The sequence below is a fragment of the Shewanella sp. Choline-02u-19 genome (assembly GCF_002836205.1).
In the GTDB taxonomy this organism is placed as follows: Bacteria; Pseudomonadota; Gammaproteobacteria; order Enterobacterales; family Shewanellaceae; genus Shewanella.
In genome coordinates this window covers 398,902-416,794 of the sequence record NZ_PJBE01000013.1, presented here as the reverse complement: position 1 = coordinate 416,794, position 17,893 = coordinate 398,902, and the positions used below count along the sequence as shown (strand labels likewise).

Annotated in this window: 18 protein-coding genes; 4 read left to right on the top strand and 14 right to left on the bottom strand. The window is 40.3% G+C overall.

The features are described from left to right. Positions 1 to 88: 88 nt before the first annotated feature. The 4 genes from CXF83_RS08510 to CXF83_RS08495 all read right to left on the bottom strand — a co-directional run bounded on the left by CXF83_RS08510 (position 89) and on the right by CXF83_RS08495 (position 3,135). Positions 89 to 1,333, bottom strand: a complete 1,245-nt coding sequence (locus CXF83_RS08510; RefSeq protein WP_101089230.1) for a hypothetical protein — start codon at positions 1,331 to 1,333, stop codon at positions 89 to 91. A gap of 107 nt (positions 1,334 to 1,440) precedes the next feature. Next, complete coding sequence (locus CXF83_RS08505; protein WP_101089231.1) at positions 1,441 to 1,977, bottom strand: hypothetical protein; 537 nt, start codon at positions 1,975 to 1,977, stop codon at positions 1,441 to 1,443. A 124-nt stretch (positions 1,978 to 2,101) separates the two neighbouring features. Next, entirely contained in the window at positions 2,102 to 2,767 is a 666-nt protein-coding gene (locus tag CXF83_RS08500; protein WP_101089232.1) for a hypothetical protein, read from the bottom strand. Between the two features lie 95 nt (positions 2,768 to 2,862). Continuing rightward, a complete protein-coding gene (locus tag CXF83_RS08495; protein ID WP_101089233.1) occupies positions 2,863 to 3,135 on the bottom strand; it encodes a hypothetical protein in 273 nt (90 codons plus the stop codon). A gap of 354 nt (positions 3,136 to 3,489) precedes the next feature. On the opposite strand from CXF83_RS08495, the gene CXF83_RS08490 reads away from it, so the two are divergent. Both CXF83_RS08490 and CXF83_RS08485 read left to right on the top strand, forming a co-directional pair. Then, the gene (locus CXF83_RS08490) at positions 3,490 to 4,380 is read left to right on the top strand and encodes a tyrosine-type recombinase/integrase (RefSeq protein ID WP_101097995.1); all 891 of its coding nucleotides are present in this window, start codon (positions 3,490 to 3,492) and stop codon (positions 4,378 to 4,380) included. Continuing rightward, positions 4,377 to 5,477 carry an IS91 family transposase gene (locus CXF83_RS08485; RefSeq protein WP_101089235.1) on the top strand — a complete coding sequence of 367 codons (1,101 nt, stop codon included), beginning with the start codon at positions 4,377 to 4,379 and terminating at the stop codon, positions 5,475 to 5,477. The genes CXF83_RS08490 and CXF83_RS08485 overlap by 4 nt, the downstream gene beginning before the upstream one ends. Before the next feature lie 256 nt (positions 5,478 to 5,733). On the opposite strand, the gene CXF83_RS08480 is transcribed toward CXF83_RS08485, so the two are convergent. From CXF83_RS08480 to CXF83_RS08460, 5 genes are all read right to left on the bottom strand, one after another. Beyond that, positions 5,734 to 6,114, bottom strand: coding sequence for a hypothetical protein (locus CXF83_RS08480; RefSeq protein ID WP_101092853.1), 381 nt, complete (start codon positions 6,112 to 6,114; stop codon positions 5,734 to 5,736). A 133-nt stretch (positions 6,115 to 6,247) separates the two neighbouring features. Next, positions 6,248 to 6,580 (bottom strand): immunity protein Imm33 domain-containing protein, encoded by a 333-nt coding sequence (locus CXF83_RS08475; protein WP_101092851.1) that lies wholly within the window; start codon positions 6,578 to 6,580, stop codon positions 6,248 to 6,250. A 109-nt stretch (positions 6,581 to 6,689) separates the two neighbouring features. Further along, complete coding sequence (locus CXF83_RS22815) at positions 6,690 to 7,340, bottom strand: hypothetical protein (protein ID WP_232775079.1); 651 nt, start codon at positions 7,338 to 7,340, stop codon at positions 6,690 to 6,692. A 131-nt stretch (positions 7,341 to 7,471) separates the two neighbouring features. Continuing rightward, positions 7,472 to 7,996 (bottom strand): hypothetical protein, encoded by a 525-nt coding sequence (locus CXF83_RS08465; RefSeq protein WP_101092849.1) that lies wholly within the window; start codon positions 7,994 to 7,996, stop codon positions 7,472 to 7,474. 495 nt (positions 7,997 to 8,491) lie between these two features. Beyond that, positions 8,492 to 9,250, bottom strand: a complete 759-nt coding sequence (locus tag CXF83_RS08460; protein WP_101092847.1) for an isocitrate lyase/PEP mutase family protein — start codon at positions 9,248 to 9,250, stop codon at positions 8,492 to 8,494. A 492-nt stretch (positions 9,251 to 9,742) separates the two neighbouring features. On the opposite strand from CXF83_RS08460, the gene CXF83_RS08455 reads away from it, so the two are divergent. Next, the gene (locus tag CXF83_RS08455) at positions 9,743 to 10,507 is read left to right on the top strand and encodes a spermidine synthase (RefSeq protein WP_101092893.1); all 765 of its coding nucleotides are present in this window, start codon (positions 9,743 to 9,745) and stop codon (positions 10,505 to 10,507) included. Between the two features lie 146 nt (positions 10,508 to 10,653). Here the strand turns inward: CXF83_RS08455 and CXF83_RS08450 are convergent, their stop codons facing one another. The 4 genes from CXF83_RS08450 to CXF83_RS08435 form a co-directional block, all read right to left on the bottom strand. Next, positions 10,654 to 12,327, bottom strand: coding sequence for a GldG family protein (locus CXF83_RS08450; protein WP_232775078.1), 1,674 nt, complete (start codon positions 12,325 to 12,327; stop codon positions 10,654 to 10,656). Beyond that, the gene (locus CXF83_RS08445) at positions 12,328 to 13,038 is read right to left on the bottom strand and encodes an ABC transporter permease (protein WP_101092845.1); all 711 of its coding nucleotides are present in this window, start codon (positions 13,036 to 13,038) and stop codon (positions 12,328 to 12,330) included. After that, positions 13,038 to 13,847, bottom strand: coding sequence for an ABC transporter ATP-binding protein (locus CXF83_RS08440; RefSeq protein WP_232775077.1), 810 nt, complete (start codon positions 13,845 to 13,847; stop codon positions 13,038 to 13,040). The genes CXF83_RS08445 and CXF83_RS08440 overlap by 1 nt, the downstream gene beginning before the upstream one ends. Before the next feature lie 269 nt (positions 13,848 to 14,116). Continuing rightward, positions 14,117 to 14,800: a hypothetical protein gene (locus CXF83_RS08435; RefSeq protein WP_101092843.1), complete on the bottom strand. Its 684-nt coding sequence runs from the start codon at positions 14,798 to 14,800 to the stop codon at positions 14,117 to 14,119. Between the two features lie 698 nt (positions 14,801 to 15,498). On the opposite strand from CXF83_RS08435, the gene CXF83_RS08430 reads away from it, so the two are divergent. After that, complete coding sequence (locus CXF83_RS08430; RefSeq protein WP_101092841.1) at positions 15,499 to 17,118, top strand: NAD(P)/FAD-dependent oxidoreductase; 1,620 nt, start codon at positions 15,499 to 15,501, stop codon at positions 17,116 to 17,118. A 491-nt stretch (positions 17,119 to 17,609) separates the two neighbouring features. Here CXF83_RS08430 and CXF83_RS08425 read toward each other — a convergent pair whose 3' ends face one another. After that, positions 17,610 to 17,879: a hypothetical protein gene (locus CXF83_RS08425; RefSeq protein WP_101092839.1), complete on the bottom strand. Its 270-nt coding sequence runs from the start codon at positions 17,877 to 17,879 to the stop codon at positions 17,610 to 17,612. Between the last annotated feature and the right edge of the window lie 14 nt (positions 17,880 to 17,893).

Below are 17,893 nucleotides of genomic sequence, written 5' to 3'. Positions count from 1 at the left end.
ATTTACACAATAAAGGTATCACTCGGGCTTGTTCAACAATCGGGATAAGGACGCGGCTACGCGCGGCCTATCCTTATTCGTTAGAATTTTATATTGCAGTTTTCGACAAACCAGAGCTAGAGAACTTAAAAATCATAGCTGTTTGAGCTGATTCTGTGAGTGAATTTTTACTGGCTATTGGCGACAAGTGCTTGTTATTATTAGTTGATGATACGAAAAATTTCACTTTTGAACATTGATCAAAATGGTGATGCATATCTATAGATGGATAACCTCCAATGTTAATATTTCCCGAATTTCTACCATGATGTGATGGCTTAAATAAAAATTCTTCATCTAACTTAGCTGCATCAAAATCAATGTTACTTCCTGCAACATTTTCCGCATCACCAAAGAAGTTAACAGAGTACTTTCCATCTTCACCAGAAATATATAAACAATGGCTAGAGTCATTGCTACTTATATTATTTGTTACACACTGAGTTCGGTAATCATTATAAGGCCACATCCAAGTAATGCGTAATGACGGTATTAAACAAGACATGTCTCTTAAGTTACTCTTTTCTGGGATTAGAACATATTTTGATATTTTACCATCACATGCTAGATTATCGATTCTAGCTAGACCATTAACCCAAGACGGTTTAGAAAATGAAGATAGATAGTTGTAGTACAAGAAACAATCTTGAGTTGTATCTATCTTATCAATAGCCTCAATCACACCTCTAAAATGGTCTCCATCACAATGAGATATGAAAAAACCGCTAATTTCTTTGGAGACATTTATATTCTGGTTTTCAAAATAATTTATAGCTTTTTTTATCTTTGAACAAACATCCTGATTTAAACGTCCTCCGTCAAAAAGATATAGCTTTCCATCGGGAGCGACTAAAAGGTTACTTTCACCATTTCCAACGTTGAATATACACACATACCAATCTTTTCCTAAACCAGTATTTGCGTTGTTTTCTTCAGATAATTCAAGCAAGTTTGCCTTATTTTTTTGATTAAGGTACTGAAGAGAACTCCTCAATGACCGAGCACGAGGATCATTGCCACCTTTAACAGCATTTAGGAAGCCATTCTGACTAATGTCGAACTGTTCTTCGAAGAGCATAAACCTATCTACATACACTTTCGGACTTGCGTACATTCGGCTCAATGGTATTCGAGCTTCTAGCTCCTCAATATCCTCAACATCCTCAACATCCTCAACATCCTCAACATTGAGAATATTGTCTACCACTTCCCTAGTGACATCTTCATAGCGAACCACAAAAGAATCACCATCTTCGTAGCAATCATTTATGTATATTAATTTACTGTCGTCCATACTATCTCTTTAAAATTCTAACGCCGCACTAAGCGGATTAAAACAGTTGGTTATAATTTGTGAGGAACGAACGGAACCAACTGTTTTAATTCCGTTTAAGTGCCTTGTTAGCCCTTAATACCGACAATCGGATTTATTTGCTCTCTAAAAGCATCTTCTACATACAATGAAATAAATTCATAATTCATTTTCGGTAACTCGAAAAAAGATACTCTGAAATTTTCAGATTCATAAATCCCTCGATCTATTAACTTAAGTGCCTGATAAGCCTCCTTAAAAGGAGTATTTTTATGCAAGTCAAGTCTAGATCTAACGTCAAGACTACGTCCAATATACAATGGAACCCATTCACCTGCTAAAATATCATTATGCCTCTGAAAGCGAATTTTTTTACTACTAGGGGTACGACATCCTTTGCCTTTATACATATCCCAGTGTTTAACAAAATCTATCTTCCAACTGTCTTTTTGTTGAGTGAATGATGATGCTCTAATTTCTATTTTATAAATACCTGGGACAGAAATATCTGTTCTAGTTAGGAAATCTTCATAAAAGCTTTGTTTACCAAACTTTAAAGTGTCGACGTATTTTTTCATTTGGTTTTTAGATTCGTTTAACTGAACTTGTAATTTTTCTAAAGGCATTACTAACTCCATTCAACTGTAGGGCTAACGCCGCAATAAGCGGACTAAAACTGTGGGTTATAATGTTTAGCGAAGCGAAACCTAACTCACTGTTTTAGTTCCGTTTAATTGCCTTGTTAAATGCCTAGTTTGAGTAATTTACTTGAACAAGATAGTCCATAACTAGGTCTTGTTCATCGTTTGATAAATAAGTTTGAATGAAATCATCACCCTTACTATCAGCTATGTAAGTGCTAATTCTCGATCTAATATTAAACTGTGGGCTCAAAAGCTCACAAATTTCATCGATTAATTCAATACTCAACTTAAATGCATCGCCAACATATTTTTCATTCTTTTCAACTTCTTCAAAAAAATCGCATTTAAACTCACCAAATGTGTAGTTTAAATACTCTCGTTCTTCTTTTAAACCTTGCATTAATGATGAGTAATATTCAGATAACAAATTAGGGGTAATAAAATAAGTTGTTATCAATCCTTGCAGTGTGCTGTGCTTTAGCTTTTTAAGCTTAATCTCTTCAATTTCAGGATGAAGCCAACATAAAGCAACTGACATATGGAAAATAGAGTAGTAATAACCAATAGGAGGAAGTAAGGCGCTATTAGTTTTTTCAAAGCTAACTCTTGATGTCACTCTAAAGGCTACAGCCGTTAATAAGTGTTTTGCTGCTTTTTCAGCTCTATCCCAACGTTGCTCTTCAGATAGTTCTTTATATAAACGTTTAATTTTGTCTGATTGCTTTTGATTCATTTTCTTCTCGAGGCTAACTGGATAAATTGGTTCTGGCATTTAACGCTTAGCTAAGCGGATAAAAAATGGTTGGCTATAATCGCGAAGCGATGGCCAGCTGTTTTTATTCCGTTTAAGCAACTTGTTAGCTGTGCTTATTTAATTACATTCCATTCTTTAAGAACTCGATCATTAATTACTTTAGAGAAGCTATTTAGTTCATCCCTGTAATTCTTAGTATTGGTCGATTCCGCGGCCTTTCTAAGGCTTTCAGATTTTTCTGTAAATATATTTTTTTCAGACTCATCATGGGCAAATAAAAAGAGTAATTTATGCTCTTTCGTTATAAAATTTGACATGGTTTTAGGGGCAAGTCTTTGAACATCACTTGATGCTTCTGCATATATTAACTCTGCAGCACCTATCAACTCTGCGCCAGCCCCCTCAAATTATCCATCCACCTTTCACGAACATTGTTCTTCCATGATCTAATACCCCATATAAAACCTATAATATTTAATATCAGAATATAGAAAAGAGGATTTTTAAAAACTTCGTTCATTTACGTGTACTCCAGTACAGCTAACGCCACCTTAAGCGGCAATAAAATAGCTGGCTAAAATTAGCGAGGAACGTGCAAAAGCCAGCTGTTTTTTGTCCGTTTGAAGGTCTTGTTGAACGAAGCCGCTCTGCGGCAGAAAAGATAAAAGCCCTCTCTATCTCCCATCCTAAATACTTATTAGTACAGACCCTGTTAGGTCTTTACTACTAGGAGTATTATCATGGACACATTCGAACAACACCGCTTTGATTCTCTTTATGAACAACATCTTACCAACTTAACCCTACAAGGCAAGCGACCCGCCACCATCGATGCATATAGCCGTGCAGTACGGCGTATTGCCGCCTTCTTTGACCGTTGTCCCGACAACCTTACCACCGATGATTTAAAGCGTTACTTTGCTCAACTGATAGCATCACACTCGTGGAGCACCGTTAAGCTTGACCGTAACGGCTTACAGTTTTTCTATCGCCATGTGCTCAACCAACACTGGGAGTGGCTCAACATCGTTAAGCCTCCACAGGTCAACCGACTGCCCGATATCCTAACCCCAACTGAAGTTGCCATCGTTATAAGTCTCACACATAAGTTGCGATATCAGGTCTGCTTTCTGACCCTATACAGTATGGGGTTGCGCCTCGGCGAGGCCATTTCATTGCAAATAGGTGATGTGGATTCACAGATGATGCAGGTGCATATTCGCAATGCTAAAGGCGGTAAGGATAGATTGGTTCCTCTACCACAACGCACCTTATTAGCGCTGCGATATTACTGGCAAACTCATCGCCATCCACGCCTGATGTTTCCTGGTAAAGACGGTAAACCGGATTCGATGATAGATAAAGGCGGCATTCAGAAAGCCTTAAAACGAGTCATTGCTGAGTGCAATATTCATAAATCCATCAGTCCGCATAATCTGCGACATAGCTACGCAACCCATCTGCTAGAGCAAGGACTAGACCTGCGCTCAGTGCAAAGCCTGCTCGGTCATAACAGCCTCAACACCACCGCTCGTTACACCAAACTGACCCACATCACCCGTAAAAATACCGCTGAGGCAATTAACAAACTTGCTGATGATTTAATCTTGAAGTGGGAGTGCGACGTATGAAGTTCATCGATATTTTACGCGACCATCTTGATACCTTTAATCAGGCTTTTGATCAACAAATCACAACCTCGATGCGGCAAGCTATTTTCGCCATGCTCAGTTGTCGCACCAATACTGAGAGAACGAGTCAGTGGGCGTGTCAGAGTTGCCCTCATCATGCTGACTTTCCGTTGTCTTGTGGTCATCGCAGTTGCCCGCAATGTCAGCACAACACCACGAGCGACTGGCTGGCAAAACAGCAGGCTAAACTGTTGCCCGTGGAGTATTACATGGTCACTTTCACTCTGCCTTATGAGCTTAGAGTTACCGCCAAACATCAGCCTGAACTTGTCTATCAAGCCATGTTCACCGTCGCTGCTAGCGTGCTCAAGGAATTTGCTAAAAACGCAAAAAAACTCGGTGGTGACATCGGTTTTACGGGCGTGCTACATACCCATAATCGGCGACGCGACTACCATCCTCATATTCACTTCATCATTCCCGCGGGGAGTTTCAACAAAGCCAAACAACAGTGGCACAAGAACAAAGGCAAGTACCTGTTTAACAGTTTTAACCTCGCCAAAGTATGGCGAGCACGCTTGCTTGAGCAATTGACAGACAAGCTCAACATCAAGCTGCCAGCAGCCATCCCGAAACAGTGGGTTGTCGACTGCCAGCATGTTGGCAAAGGGCTACCTGCGCTAAAGTACCTGTCGAGATACCTCTATCGCGGCGTTTTGTCTGACAAAAGCATCATTAGTGCAACCGAAGATCAAGTGTCCTTCGAGTATCAAAATAGCCAAACCAAAGCCACTGAAATACGCACTTTACCTACGGTGGAGTTCCTATGGTTAGTGCTTCAGCATGTGCTACCGAAGGGATTACGTCGAGTGAGAGACTATGGATTACTGCAAGGAAGTTGCCGAAAACTAAGACTGCAAATACAGCTCATGCTAGCGGTTGCGGGAACGATGTTTGCGCCGTTCGAAAAAGCTACCAAAACCAAAGCTATACGACCTTGTCCCTGCTGCCAGCAGCCGATGACATTTATGGGAGTGCACGCACGACTGACAAGCTTTCTTAGGCAAAAACCAACGACACCTAACGCCACTGTTTAAGCGGAAGGATAAAAAAGTTAACACTTAAGATGCGGAACAAGAAAAGTATAAGGAGGTGCTAAGGCATTGATATGTTGAGGTAACGAAATTAGCTGGCGATGCTAAGGGATAGATGCGGCTAGTAAAAAATGCTACTGCTCAGCACACATCGAAAAAGCGTAAGATCTTACGCCGATATTTACACAATAAAGGTATCACTCGGGCTTGTTCAACAATCGGGATAAGGACGCGGCTACGCGCGGCCTATCCTTATTCGTTATGTAGCTTGCTGTAAAGTTAAAACGTATGTAAGTTGCCCATGACGTCCTGATTTCTGTTCAGCGATATTTAATACATCACGATCATTACTCCCACCAATGCAACGGAATTGACCTTTATAACGGTAATGCTTACTGTTCATGGCTGGCTTAGTAAATACAGGAAATACATTTTCTTGTTGTGTTAATAACAACTCGGCTTTTATTTTTACTTGTGGTTTATTTCCAGCCTGTACTTCATTTGGACATTCAGGGTTTAGCTCTTCGTTAAAGCACCCTGCAAGTATACGTTTATCTTTTTGTGGTAAGTAAGTTTGTAATTCACCACCCACTAATCCTTGTATGTCAGCTCGTGTATACTCTATATTTTTATCAAACATAATAATTCCTTATATGATGGTGGAGATAATTGTATAGCTACATAACGCCCCGCTAAGAGGCTAAAAATGCATGGTTATAATTAGTGAGGCACGAACGATCACCATGCGTTTTACGTTCTACTTTAGCGCCTTGTTATATGTCGATTAACTCTAAATCTTGCCAAACATCTTCGTAACTTTCAGCTACTAAAAATCTATATCCCGGTGGCAACGCGAGGTATGGCTGAACTTCGGGTAGGTATTTATCTATATGACTTACGTGTAGGGGTTTGAAGAAGTCAGGATCGTCACTCCACTCTTCACCGCACCAAATATACCAACCACAAGTTCCATTTTCAGCGACATGCCTTAAACCATTTATGGGAAATTTACCGATAGTTTCAATAGCAATACCTAGTTTGTCATAATCACTACAAGGTGAATAATCCGCATCAAATTTAGTGCAAATATATTGCTGACTACTCATCGGCTTCCTTAGGCATATAACGCCTTGCTAAGAGGCGAGTAATTGTTGGCTAAAATGTGAAGCGAAGCGAAACCGAGCCAACTGTTACGAGTCCTGCTTGAGCAACTTGTTATACGATACCTAATTCGTTGCGCATTTCTAAAAATATTTTATTTTGTAAATCAATAAGTTTCTTTCCTTCCCCATTCAATTCTGTAGCCATATATTCTTGGGAAATTCTATTAGTCTCTTCGGGATCTGTAATGAATTTAGTTGCATTTGCGTTCATCCATTGTAGGAACTCAACTGTCTTTTCTTGAGTTATCTCTAAAGAAACAACATATTCATCTAATAGATGTAGGAGGTTTTCTCCAGCCTCAAGTCTTAAACCGTTGATTTCATTTTTAAAAGTGAGAAATACCTCTGATACGTCACCTTGAAGTGCAAGCATGTTCCGAATGTAATCGGCGGTATTACCATCCGATGGATCATTTATAAGATCAATAATTCCAGTTTGGAAACCATCAAAGAGTGCTTTACGAGATTTAGCAGTATAAGAGTCCATCAAAGTATAATATTTCTTATAAATAGATAATTTACCTTCGTACAGCTTCTTTTGTTTGTCTAAGTCGAATTCAAGTTCACTTTTTAGCTTTGCTAAATCTTGGTCGTACTCATGCTTAATTGACTGTTTCAACCGTTCCTTGATCCAAAAAACGCCAATAACATTGATTACAGCAGTAACAAGAGCTGAAGTGCTAATTATTGCGACTAAATCCATTTGGAACACCTATTCGTATAACGCCGTTTTAAGCGGCAAACTGCAGTTGGCTAAAATAAGTGAGGCACGAACAAAAAGCCAACTGTAATTTGTCCGTCTTGAAAACCCTTGTTAGGTGAATAGATACCGAGCTATTCTTTATTGTTATCTTCTTGGATTTTAACTCTAACCCTATGACCACGACCGCCACCTGACGTATACAAAATTAAAAATAAATATCCATTTTTTGCTTTTTCAACCATATCTTCAGTTTGTATAGCCATACCAATCCATTGATCGCCAATATCAAAACGGTATGGAATTCGTTGAGCTTGAGATGGTTCAGTTATAATAAAAGCTTCTTTAGGTTTCCTTCGTGTTATGTATGCACCCCACCAAGAATCAAAATACATACCTCCCACGTTTGTAATCGTTGTAGGTCTATCGCCAACGTTATATGCAGTAAGTGAGAAATATGTATTTGGGTCTTCGACCATACCACCAATCATTTTCATCTCGGATGAAGTTGATAAATCAATTTTAGCTCCCGATGCTAACCACTTATATGCATCCCATCCTAAAACAAATGTGGCAATAATTGCAGCATACGCAGCTATCCCAAGAGTTAAAAATTCATTGGGGTTAGATAAATAAGATTGAGCAGATTCTATCGCCATAGTTTTGATTCACCTAACATTTGTATACACGCCTTGCGCGTTTACCAGGTTAGACCAGTCAAAGTGTATGTACTTAATCGTCTAATTTATAATCATTTACAACGATTAGTCCAAACACACCTTCTGGAAAAACGAGAATGCACACTTTGTTTGCCTCGTATCTCCTGCAAACCGAGCAAGCGCGTTTTTAGTTACTTGAATTTACTCTTCTTTTTATTTTAGCTCAATAGCAAACCGCGAACTGATTGCGCATAATTTGGTGATTATCCACACAAAACCAATAATACTGTATAAAAACACAAAAACAGCTCTTTCCAACTGATGAGAAAAAATATTGCAAAGAGGTTCGTGCTGTATTGGACTAATTGCTGGCGTAAACTCATTTTGGGGCATAAATGCGTTAGATTTTTAGCTCTAACGCACTATGATTAGATAATGGAAAGTATTTTGATGCCTTAAACGCGTGTATGTAATTGCTCACACAAATTCCAAATCCTATTTGAACAATTGTCCAAAAGACTTTTCCGAAACGATCGAAGATAACATAGAAGAGAAAGAATCCAGCATCGCTTCATGTAAAAAGTTACCCATACTAATACGTTTTACACCTAATCTTTCTAACATCTCAAAGTCCGGAAGGTCGGGCACACACATAACGTTAATCGGTAGTTCAGTGCTTGCTACGACAGCCCTGATATCATTAGGAAATTTAAGGCATGGCAAGAAAATACCATCTGCACCTGCACGTTGGTACAACGCTATTCTGTCTATACTCACTTCGAGAGCGTCTTCAATATTGAGTAAATAAGTATCGCTCCTTACATTAACAAACATTGTAATATTCATTTGGTTTAGTATAGCTTTAACCGATTTTAGTTTGTTGGCGAACTCAATTTCATCACATAATAGCCTTTCACCTTGAACAACGGTACTGTCTTCTATGTTCACACCTACAACCCCGACCTTCGCTAATTCAATTATGTTTTCAGCGATTACTTCTGAAGAATCTCCATAACCAGATTCAATATCTACTGTTAGAGGCAAACTAGATAGGTTAGAAATCGCAGTCACAATCGACAACAACTCCTCGAATAAAACATGTTCACCATCTTCTTTTCCTAACATTTTTGCTATCGCTGCGCTAGAAGTTCCAATCGCTGAGAAGCCGTTCCGTTCGGCAATGAGAGAACTAGAGACATCCCAGACATTGCAGATAAGTAGGGGCAGCTCTTTTCTATGTAGATCTTTAAACATAACTTTGTATCCCTTTCGCAGTTTTGAATTTATGTATTTCAAATTGGAGACTACTACAGGGAAGGTACGGTAATTGGCCACATTCGGAACTCAACGTTAATTAAACAACGCAAAACCACTACACTCACCTTCAGATAACTTTTGGTGGGGTAAACTGGGCATAAGTGAGTTAGCTTCTGCCCATAATAGTTCCAATGACCTACGGTCAGCGCATGTGCAGACGCAACTGAGACTTGCCGTAAGCACATCTGACTTCCATGAACACTCCTGGTCGCATCAGCACTGGATTAGAAAGCACCATCTTCCAACATCTGAATTGATAATTGAAAGAACACAAATCCCAGCCCCATCAAACTCGGAAATATAGGCGTAAGTAATACGTTGAAGAGCCATCTCATTTAGCCATATTCGGCCATGTCGCTTTTACTGACTCGCTTTTCCGTTATGATGCTCTATCAGTTATATACGCGTATTGAAGAGGTATTGAACACCATGGATATCAATGGAACCTGTATCTCATCAACAATGGATGATCACGGCCCTATTTATGTTTATCAAACAAGAACCAGCCGCATCCTCAGCTTCGATGGAAAAATCTATCAAAGCTCTATGAAAATCAAAGACATTAATGGGTTAACACTTGGCTACACTCAGGCCATGATGGCGGGGTTATTGTTTATCCCCACCGTCAAAATAGCCACCATTATGGGGCTGGGTGCAGGCTCAATGGCAAAGAATTTGCTCAGTAGTTTTGCCGAGATAAACGTGCACGCGATTGAATACCGTGAAGCTGTGGCGCAGACGGCCAAAGAATATTTCTACTTGCCCGACACCAAGCGTCTTTTAATTCATATAGACGACGCGGTGAACTATATGAAAAACACCGAGATGAAGAGCGATATTATCTTTTCAGATCTATACAACTCAGATGGGATGGAGCCGAAGCAAGTACAATCAAGCTACTTGCGTGATTGTAAAAATGCACTTAACGAACAAGGTGTTCTGGTGCTCAATATCTGCCATACAGGGCTTGAATTACGACAAGAGTTAGATGAATTACTCGCGCATGAATTTGAAAACCGACGACTCAGTTTTGAAGTTGCAGGTGGGAACACTATCATACTCGCATTCAAAAATGACATTCCCTCGATGACAAGAGAAGCGCTACTGGCTAAAGGCCAATCCTTGCAAGAGAAAATGAACATTGCGATGGAACGTTATGCCAATTTGCTTTGTGATATACAAGATATCAATTAGCCATCGATAACGTATTAGCTCAATTCATTCCAACTTCAAGTGCAGCTCCAAGTCAAAATAGGTCCAACATCAACTCACTCAAGTTGATGTTGGAAGCGACATAAAATTATCAAACAGATTAGGGGCTGTTAATGATACTGATACTTTTAGTTGTTTCTAGACCTTAGCCAAACAACCAAGCCTGCAATACCAAAGAGAAATGGCAACAAGAATAATATCACCACTACTTGGCGTTTTTGTTTGCTGGTTAAATCTAACCGTTCTACCTTTACTGCTTTTGAGCTAAGAAAAACCTGATAGTCTAATTCTGCTAGCCAATTAACAACATTAAGCCCCATCTGTGCATTACTATACTGATTAATATAGACATTTGTTAAAAAGTCAGCATCAGTGAAAACAATCATCCGCGTGTTTGATGGCTTGCTGAGCTCTTTATCCTGCGCGCTAGGCTTAGCGGGATGCTCTTCAAGAACAACATAAGAGATGGGCACAGGGCCTGGAGTGTCGATACCCGGATCAAATTGAATATCTAAGTGTCGATTCGTTTCCGCCCAGCTTTGATCTTTCGATGTAGTCAAAGCGATAGCAGCAAGCTTAATGTTGGGGCGACGCTGTTCTAATACTCGGATAGAACGCGGCCGAACGTAAAAGGTGTAATCTAAACCTTGGGTAATGGCTTTGTGCTTTTGATAATTCTTGGTCGCTGGGCTGCCAACATCATTACCAATATGATTGGTTAAATCGACCACAACATCTGACTGAACGTTAAGCCCCCATTGATTGATAATGCCGTTTAATGACGGGTTTAGCTGTTGTTGCTCTGCTGTCAGTGGCTTATCGGGTGTGGTGACCAGTGTTTGCTCAATCAAAAATAATGCATTTCCACCAGACGACAAGTAATCAACGATTAACGTTTCTTCCTGCTGCGTGAGTTCCGTACGCGGCCCCGCAATAATTAACACATCACAATCCTCAGGGATCGACTGTGTGATGCCTAACATCAGCGGTTTACTTTGCATATTGTTATCGGCTAACAATTGCTTAAAGGTGGATAAGCCAAGATTATCTTCATTTGAAATCGAGTATTCACCATGGCCACTGAGAAAGTAAACTTGCCTTGGTGAACGACTAGCACGGGCAATGGTATTAGTCAGTTTTTCTTCCGTCAGCGGTTCATCAGTGAAATCAATATCTTTACGCACATCACCCGACTGTACGATAACTTTCCTTTCCTTGCCGCTGACCACATTACCAAATTTAGCCGCAAAAGAAATATTCTCAATCGGGTCGATTATTTTCGTGCTAATTAGACCTGCAGATAGTCGTTCGTATTCGTTAAACAGATCCTGTAAATATTTTGGCGGCATCCCCACATAAAATGCGGTTAATTCGACTTTCTGGGTTAACGAACTGATAAAATCGACAGTGTTTTTAGATAAGGTGTGTTGCTTGGCTTTTGTCACATCCCAGCGCATAGGAATGCTGTTAGCAGCATAATGACTGATACCAAGAAACGCTAAGCTCCCCATGACCATAGATAAAATAATGAAGACTTTTTTCCATCGTCCACGATTGGCAACGGATGCCACTTTCGTTGAGTTAGCGTCAGTGTTTCTTAGACTCTTGCTTAAAAGCAGCAAGCCAATAAATGAAATTGCGCCACTGAGCGTTAAGAAACTGGCGAGACTCAAGCTTAATAGGGCAAATTGGCCTTCAATATAAAATAACGATAATCCTACGGTGAAGACAAACACGGTTATCCCCACCAAGGCTGGGAATAATTTATTAAGCATCATGCTAATTTTATTTTTAAGCGTCATTTATTGCCACACCCTATGGTCAATACTTATACGGGTAAGTACTAAGCAAAGTAAAATTCCCGCTAAGTAATAGATAATATCACTGGCAGTGATCATGCCGATGGCAAAGTTTTCGAGGTGAGTACGCGTACTAAACTGGGTAACAAACGTTTCAGCAAAGCCGGTGACATATTTAGTAAAGGTGCTTGAAAAGTAAAGTATAAATAGAATTAAGTAAGAGGTCATTGCGGCAATTATTTGGTTGCGTGTCCATGAAGAGGTCAGTAAGCCGATGGCAATGAAGAGTGCTCCCTCTAACCAGATACCAATATAGCCTGACAAAATACTGTAAACGTCGGGATCACCATAATATTCAACAATAAAATAGTAAACGCTTGTTAGAGCAATTAATAGCGAGTAAAAAACAAGCATACTTAAATACTTACCTAACACTATCATGGTCGGTGTTAGGGGGGATGTTAGTAAAAACTCCATCGTGCCGTTGGACTTCTCTTCTGCAAATAGCTTCATCGTGAGTAATGGAATTATGAAAATAAACATAAACTCCATCACTTGAAAAATATCACGTAATGATACTTCCCTATTTTGATCAATGATCATAAAGAAAAGCATATTAAACAAAGATAACGAAGCGATTAGAACGAGATAAGCAATAGGGCTACTAAAATAGCCATGCAGCTCTTTTTTGGTTAATGCGAGGACTTTATGCATCAGTAATCACCACCATTGTGCATTTGCGGCTGTTGATGATAATCAATAAAAATTTGTTCCAAGGTCGATGATTTAGACGGGCAATCTTGTGATGCCGATATATTGTTATTGCCTGTATCCACTCTATCTCTGCCTATCCCGTTTTTAAGCAATGTATCCAAGGATTCATCAACCACTAGTTGACCTGATTTAATCATCAAAATACGCTGTGCTATTTTTTCCATTTCAGGCAAAGTGTGCGTGCTCAACAATACCGTTCTTTGTTCTCGTTGGTTGCTTATAAGTGCTAATACTTGCTGAATTTGCATAGGATCTAGGCCACTTGTGGGTTCATCTAGAATAAGCAGTTTAGGCTCATGAATAATCGCTTGCGCAATCCCTACCCTTTGCTTATAGCCTTTAGATAATGTTGAAATCGTTTTTTGTTTTACCTGTTCTAAATCACACTCTTCTAGCACTTTAGCAATCTTAACCGCTTGTTTTTTGGACGGGACATCTTTTATCTCAGCGGCAAACTTTAAATATTGCAACACGGTCATGCTGGTGTACAAAGGCGGGGTTTCAGGGAGGTAGCCAATTTTCTGTCTGATCGTTAGAGAATGCTTAGTAATATTATCGCCATCAATAAAAATTCGGCCTGAGGATGGTGCAAGAAAAGAAGTAATAATACGCATCAAGGTTGTTTTTCCTGCGCCATTCTTTCCTAAAAAGCCGACGATATCACCTTGATTAATTTCAAAGCTAACATCATCTAGCGCTTGCAGGGCACCGAAGCTTTTACTGATATGTTCAACCGTTAGAATACTCACTCAATAGCCTTTTCATCGTGATTGTTAGAAACTGGATTTACATTGCCTTTTTGGGCTAATCGTCTTAATACCTGCCCGTACACCTACCGCCTGACTTTTGCCTATTCTCTTCATACCGAATGAGAATGAGCAAAACATAGCGATGCATTGAAAGAGACGGGGCGGGCTTTAATCACCATCACAGAAAAGCGATGGGCCAGTGTAGCACGAACAATATTTTTTAATTTTACAAACAATATCTTGCAGTCATTACTAAGTAAGCCGCCGTACTAATCGAGGGGCGCTGGAGGTAAATACCCACGAGCGTCTTTAACTAAATCACTCTTTCCCAACGTGCTGTCATTAAGCGCGTTGCCATAATTATCTCGACAATGAACGCAGGGACTCATCTTGTTCACGAAGCGGCCTTTTCGAGTGTACTTTCTTATATAAGCATGTGAAATTTTGACATTACCGCGATGTAATCCGATGGCATCGTCCAGCTTATGCCTCAAATCACTGACGGCTGCATCTTCAGCGCACATGTTGTCGCTGGCACAGCCCCAACCGATAACATCACTGCTTGCATATCTAGCCGCGACCCAGGGACCACTGTGATCTCCCGTAGGCGTACCATCGGGGAAATTGGATGGCTTATTAGCCAACTGATACGAGACAAGTTCAAGCGGATCTACAGGGGCTCTATCGCAGAGGGTGTCACGACTTAACGGGCGCCCTGTTGTCACAAAATAATGATGGTTGTGGCTAATTTTCAGATCGCAGTAATGGTGTGACCCTTCGATTTTATTGATGTGCGTTATCTCTGCTACCGCGCCACTGCAGGCTAAGATTTGGTCAGCCATCTTAAGATTGCCAGCCTCAACCCACTCCTGTGCAACAAGGTAAAAACGGTGATTTTCTACCACAAACATCGACGTTTTTAATTCAGCAATAGTATATTCAATCTCGATCATATCTTGTACAAGGCTTCCAAATATTCATTCAATAGGGTTAAGTAAAACGGTTCGGTAAAATAAAGCACTATCGGCACAGGTGTCACTCTAGATATAGATTTTAATCATTTGCCTTAACGCCCAAAGCACAGGCATAAAGGCTGCGAGCAAGCAAACCACTCTTTTCAGGAGGATAGCCCCTTTACTTGTTCAGCTTTATTTGTGGCACAACATTGCCTGCTTAGCTGCTGACAGAAGCTCTAGCTTTTACTCAATCATAGTGTTGCGCTATATTCTCCATAAATACCAGCAAGAGCACAACAAGAACAATAGTCACAACCGATATACTCAGCGGCAACGATTCCCCATTGGCACAGAGTCGCTGTCAATATACCACCCTCTTTCTTGCCAACCACAACAAAGGGCGGTCGACTTGATAAAGGGGGCTACTGTATCAATAAAAATGATTGCCTCAACCACTTTGACCTAAGCTGATTCAAGGGCGTTGTGTCTCACTATGGGGAGCAGTTTAGTTATGCCTTGTTAGTTATTTCAACATGATCAGATAAGGGGAAGTGATGAGCATCGGAAAATATTTATTATATTCAAGCGATAAGCTAGTACTGACTGCATGGCATACACCATCAATAGATAATTTCATTTTAGTGCTAAATCACGTAAACTACGCGCTGTTTTTTAAGTCTCTTTTTAGGTAAATCATGATTCGTTTAAACCAAGTAAAATTGCCTCTCGACCATAATGAAGATGCGCTGCAAGATACCGTATTGCAAAAGCTCTCTATCTCAGCGGAGCAGCTGGTTGACATACATGTGTTTAAGCGTGGCTACGATGCCCGAAAAAAGAATTTAATTTCCTTAATTTATACATTGGATGTGACATTAACCGATGTAGACGAAACGGCATTATTGGCCTCGCTTGAGGATGATCATAACATCCGAGTTTCGCCAGATACCGATTATAAATATGTTGCCAGTGCGCCAGAAGGATTAACGGAACGACCATTGGTGATTGGCATGGGCCCATGTGGCTTGTTTGTCGGACTTATGTTGGCGCAAATGGGCTTTAAGCCGATTATTTTAGAGCGCGGTAAGTCAGTACACGAACGTGCTAAAGATACTTTCCGTTTTTGGCGTACCAGTGAGCTAAACACCGAATCAAATGTGCAATTTGGAGAAGGTGGCGCAGGCACGTTCTCTGACGGTAAGTTATACAGCCAAGTCAAAGATCCTGGTTTTAAAGGCTTAAAAGTAAAACAAGAATTTGTTGCCGCTGGCGCACCTGCTGAAATTATTTATGTCAGCAAACCCCACATAGGTACCTTTAAGTTGGTCACTATGGTGGAAAAAATGCGCAGAGAAATCATTCGATTAGGCGGTGAAGTTCGTTTTGAGACTCGTGTTGACGAAATCAATGTTAGCGATCGTCAAGTCACCGGTGTCACGCTTAGAAATGGCGAAGTATTGCATTCTAAGCATGTCATTGCTGCAATTGGTCACAGTGCTCGCGATACGTTCCAAATGTTGCATGACAAAGGCGTGTATATGCAAGCGCAGTCATTTTCAATTGGTTTCCGTATTGAACACAAACAAGAGATGATCGATAAAGACCGCTTTGGCACTAACGCAGGCCACCCAATGTTAGGCGCTGCAGATTACAAGTTAGTGCATCATTGTAAAAGTGGTCGCAGTGTATACAGCTTTTGTATGTGTCCTGGTGGTGTGGTTGTGGCAGCAACGTCAGAAGAACACGCTGTTGTTACCAATGGTATGAGTCAATACTCGCGTAGCGAACGTAATGCCAACAGCGCCATTGTGGTGGGGATTAATCCAAGTGATTTTGATAACGATCCATTGCAAGGTATTGCACTGCAGCGTCAATTAGAGCGCAATGCCTATGTTATGGGTGGCAGCAATTACGATGCCCCTGCACAAATGGTCGGTGACTTTTTAGCGGCAGGTAGTGGTAAGCCGTTTGAAAACGTAGTGCCCTCTTATAAGCCTAATGTAAAAATGACCGATTTAAGCGATGCGTTACCACAATTCGCTATTGATGCAATCCGTGAAGCACTGCCGGCGTTCGGTAAGAAAATTCGTGGGTTTGATAGTAAAGATGCCATGTTAACCGGCGTTGAAACGCGTACCTCTTCACCAGTGCAAATAAAACGTGGTGCAGATTACCAGAGTATTAATACCAAAGGTTTGTACCCTGCAGGTGAAGGCGCTGGTTATGCTGGCGGGATTTTATCGGCGGGTATCGACGGCATCAGTATTGCTGAAGCCGTTGCATTAGACATGCTAAAAGAGCTGACAAACAGTTAATCTGGCCTTGGATAAAGAGAACAGCAAAGTCACATAGGGCTGTTCTTTTTATGACCACCGCAACAAGTGCGCATTGGTAAACCAAACATTGAAGCCATCATTCAAGCCTGAATAATACAACGAAATATACTGTGATAACATGGAGCCCCCCTCCAAACTCACTAACACTTTCCTTGCTGTCCACATAATAATCAATTCTCATCAACAACCATGACTTAAACTTTCTCAAGGGAGCTATCTCTAACAATGTTGAGGGACTTAGTTATTTTTATTTTCTTGTTAAAATGTAAGCTTTCTCATTAGCGGTGTTGCTAGTGCGAAACGGGTAAACAGTATTCAATCCTAATATAACGTTACTCATATTAGGATTCACCAATTTTTAGTGAGTTTGCCTTAGAATATCTTCCATAATGGCTATGGTGTTGTGGCTTAATAAATGTCACAAAGTCAATAAACGCGTCTATAGACCTCTTTTTTTTGATATCTTCCATTTAGCTTTTATTTTCTTTATCGGTTACTACGATCTCTTCACTTTCGGTATTTTTTTGATTAGATTCTTTGTCACTTTTACGCGAACTGAATAGGCTGAGAAATTTATCCCACCAGAGTCTTATAGTGGCAAACCCCATGACGACAGACGCTATAATAGCTTGAAAAATTATACTCCCAGTGCCTGGGTCCAAATAAGCGTAAGCGGGGGTACTTATCGTAGCCAATAAGGCTAAATAAATAATTTTTTTCCCTATCTGGTTGTGTTCCATTTTGAACTCTCCAG

What these genes read in the sequence shown, in the direction of transcription:
- CXF83_RS08450 (WP_232775078.1), bottom strand. Translation starts at nt 12,327, where the DNA reads ATGACGCTTAAAAATAAAATTAGCATGATGCTTAATAAATTATTCCCA.
- CXF83_RS08425 (WP_101092839.1), bottom strand. Translation starts at nt 17,879, where the DNA reads ATGGAACACAACCAGATAGGGAAAAAAATTATTTATTTAGCCTTATTG.
- CXF83_RS08430 (WP_101092841.1), top strand. Translation starts at nt 15,499, where the DNA reads ATGATTCGTTTAAACCAAGTAAAATTGCCTCTCGACCATAATGAAGAT.
- CXF83_RS08490 (WP_101097995.1), top strand. Translation starts at nt 3,490, where the DNA reads ATGGACACATTCGAACAACACCGCTTTGATTCTCTTTATGAACAACAT.
- CXF83_RS08460 (WP_101092847.1), bottom strand. Translation starts at nt 9,250, where the DNA reads ATGTTTAAAGATCTACATAGAAAAGAGCTGCCCCTACTTATCTGCAAT.
- CXF83_RS08465 (WP_101092849.1), bottom strand. Translation starts at nt 7,996, where the DNA reads ATGGCGATAGAATCTGCTCAATCTTATTTATCTAACCCCAATGAATTT.
- CXF83_RS08500 (WP_101089232.1), bottom strand. Translation starts at nt 2,767, where the DNA reads ATGCCAGAACCAATTTATCCAGTTAGCCTCGAGAAGAAAATGAATCAA.
- CXF83_RS08485 (WP_101089235.1), top strand. Translation starts at nt 4,377, where the DNA reads ATGAAGTTCATCGATATTTTACGCGACCATCTTGATACCTTTAATCAG.
- CXF83_RS08455 (WP_101092893.1), top strand. Translation starts at nt 9,743, where the DNA reads ATGGATATCAATGGAACCTGTATCTCATCAACAATGGATGATCACGGC.
- CXF83_RS08510 (WP_101089230.1), bottom strand. Translation starts at nt 1,333, where the DNA reads ATGGACGACAGTAAATTAATATACATAAATGATTGCTACGAAGATGGT.
- CXF83_RS08435 (WP_101092843.1), bottom strand. Translation starts at nt 14,800, where the DNA reads ATGATCGAGATTGAATATACTATTGCTGAATTAAAAACGTCGATGTTT.
- CXF83_RS08445 (WP_101092845.1), bottom strand. Translation starts at nt 13,038, where the DNA reads ATGCATAAAGTCCTCGCATTAACCAAAAAAGAGCTGCATGGCTATTTT.
- CXF83_RS08480 (WP_101092853.1), bottom strand. Translation starts at nt 6,114, where the DNA reads ATGTTTGATAAAAATATAGAGTATACACGAGCTGACATACAAGGATTA.
- CXF83_RS22815 (WP_232775079.1), bottom strand. Translation starts at nt 7,340, where the DNA reads ATGGATTTAGTCGCAATAATTAGCACTTCAGCTCTTGTTACTGCTGTA.
- CXF83_RS08475 (WP_101092851.1), bottom strand. Translation starts at nt 6,580, where the DNA reads ATGAGTAGTCAGCAATATATTTGCACTAAATTTGATGCGGATTATTCA.
- CXF83_RS08505 (WP_101089231.1), bottom strand. Translation starts at nt 1,977, where the DNA reads ATGCCTTTAGAAAAATTACAAGTTCAGTTAAACGAATCTAAAAACCAA.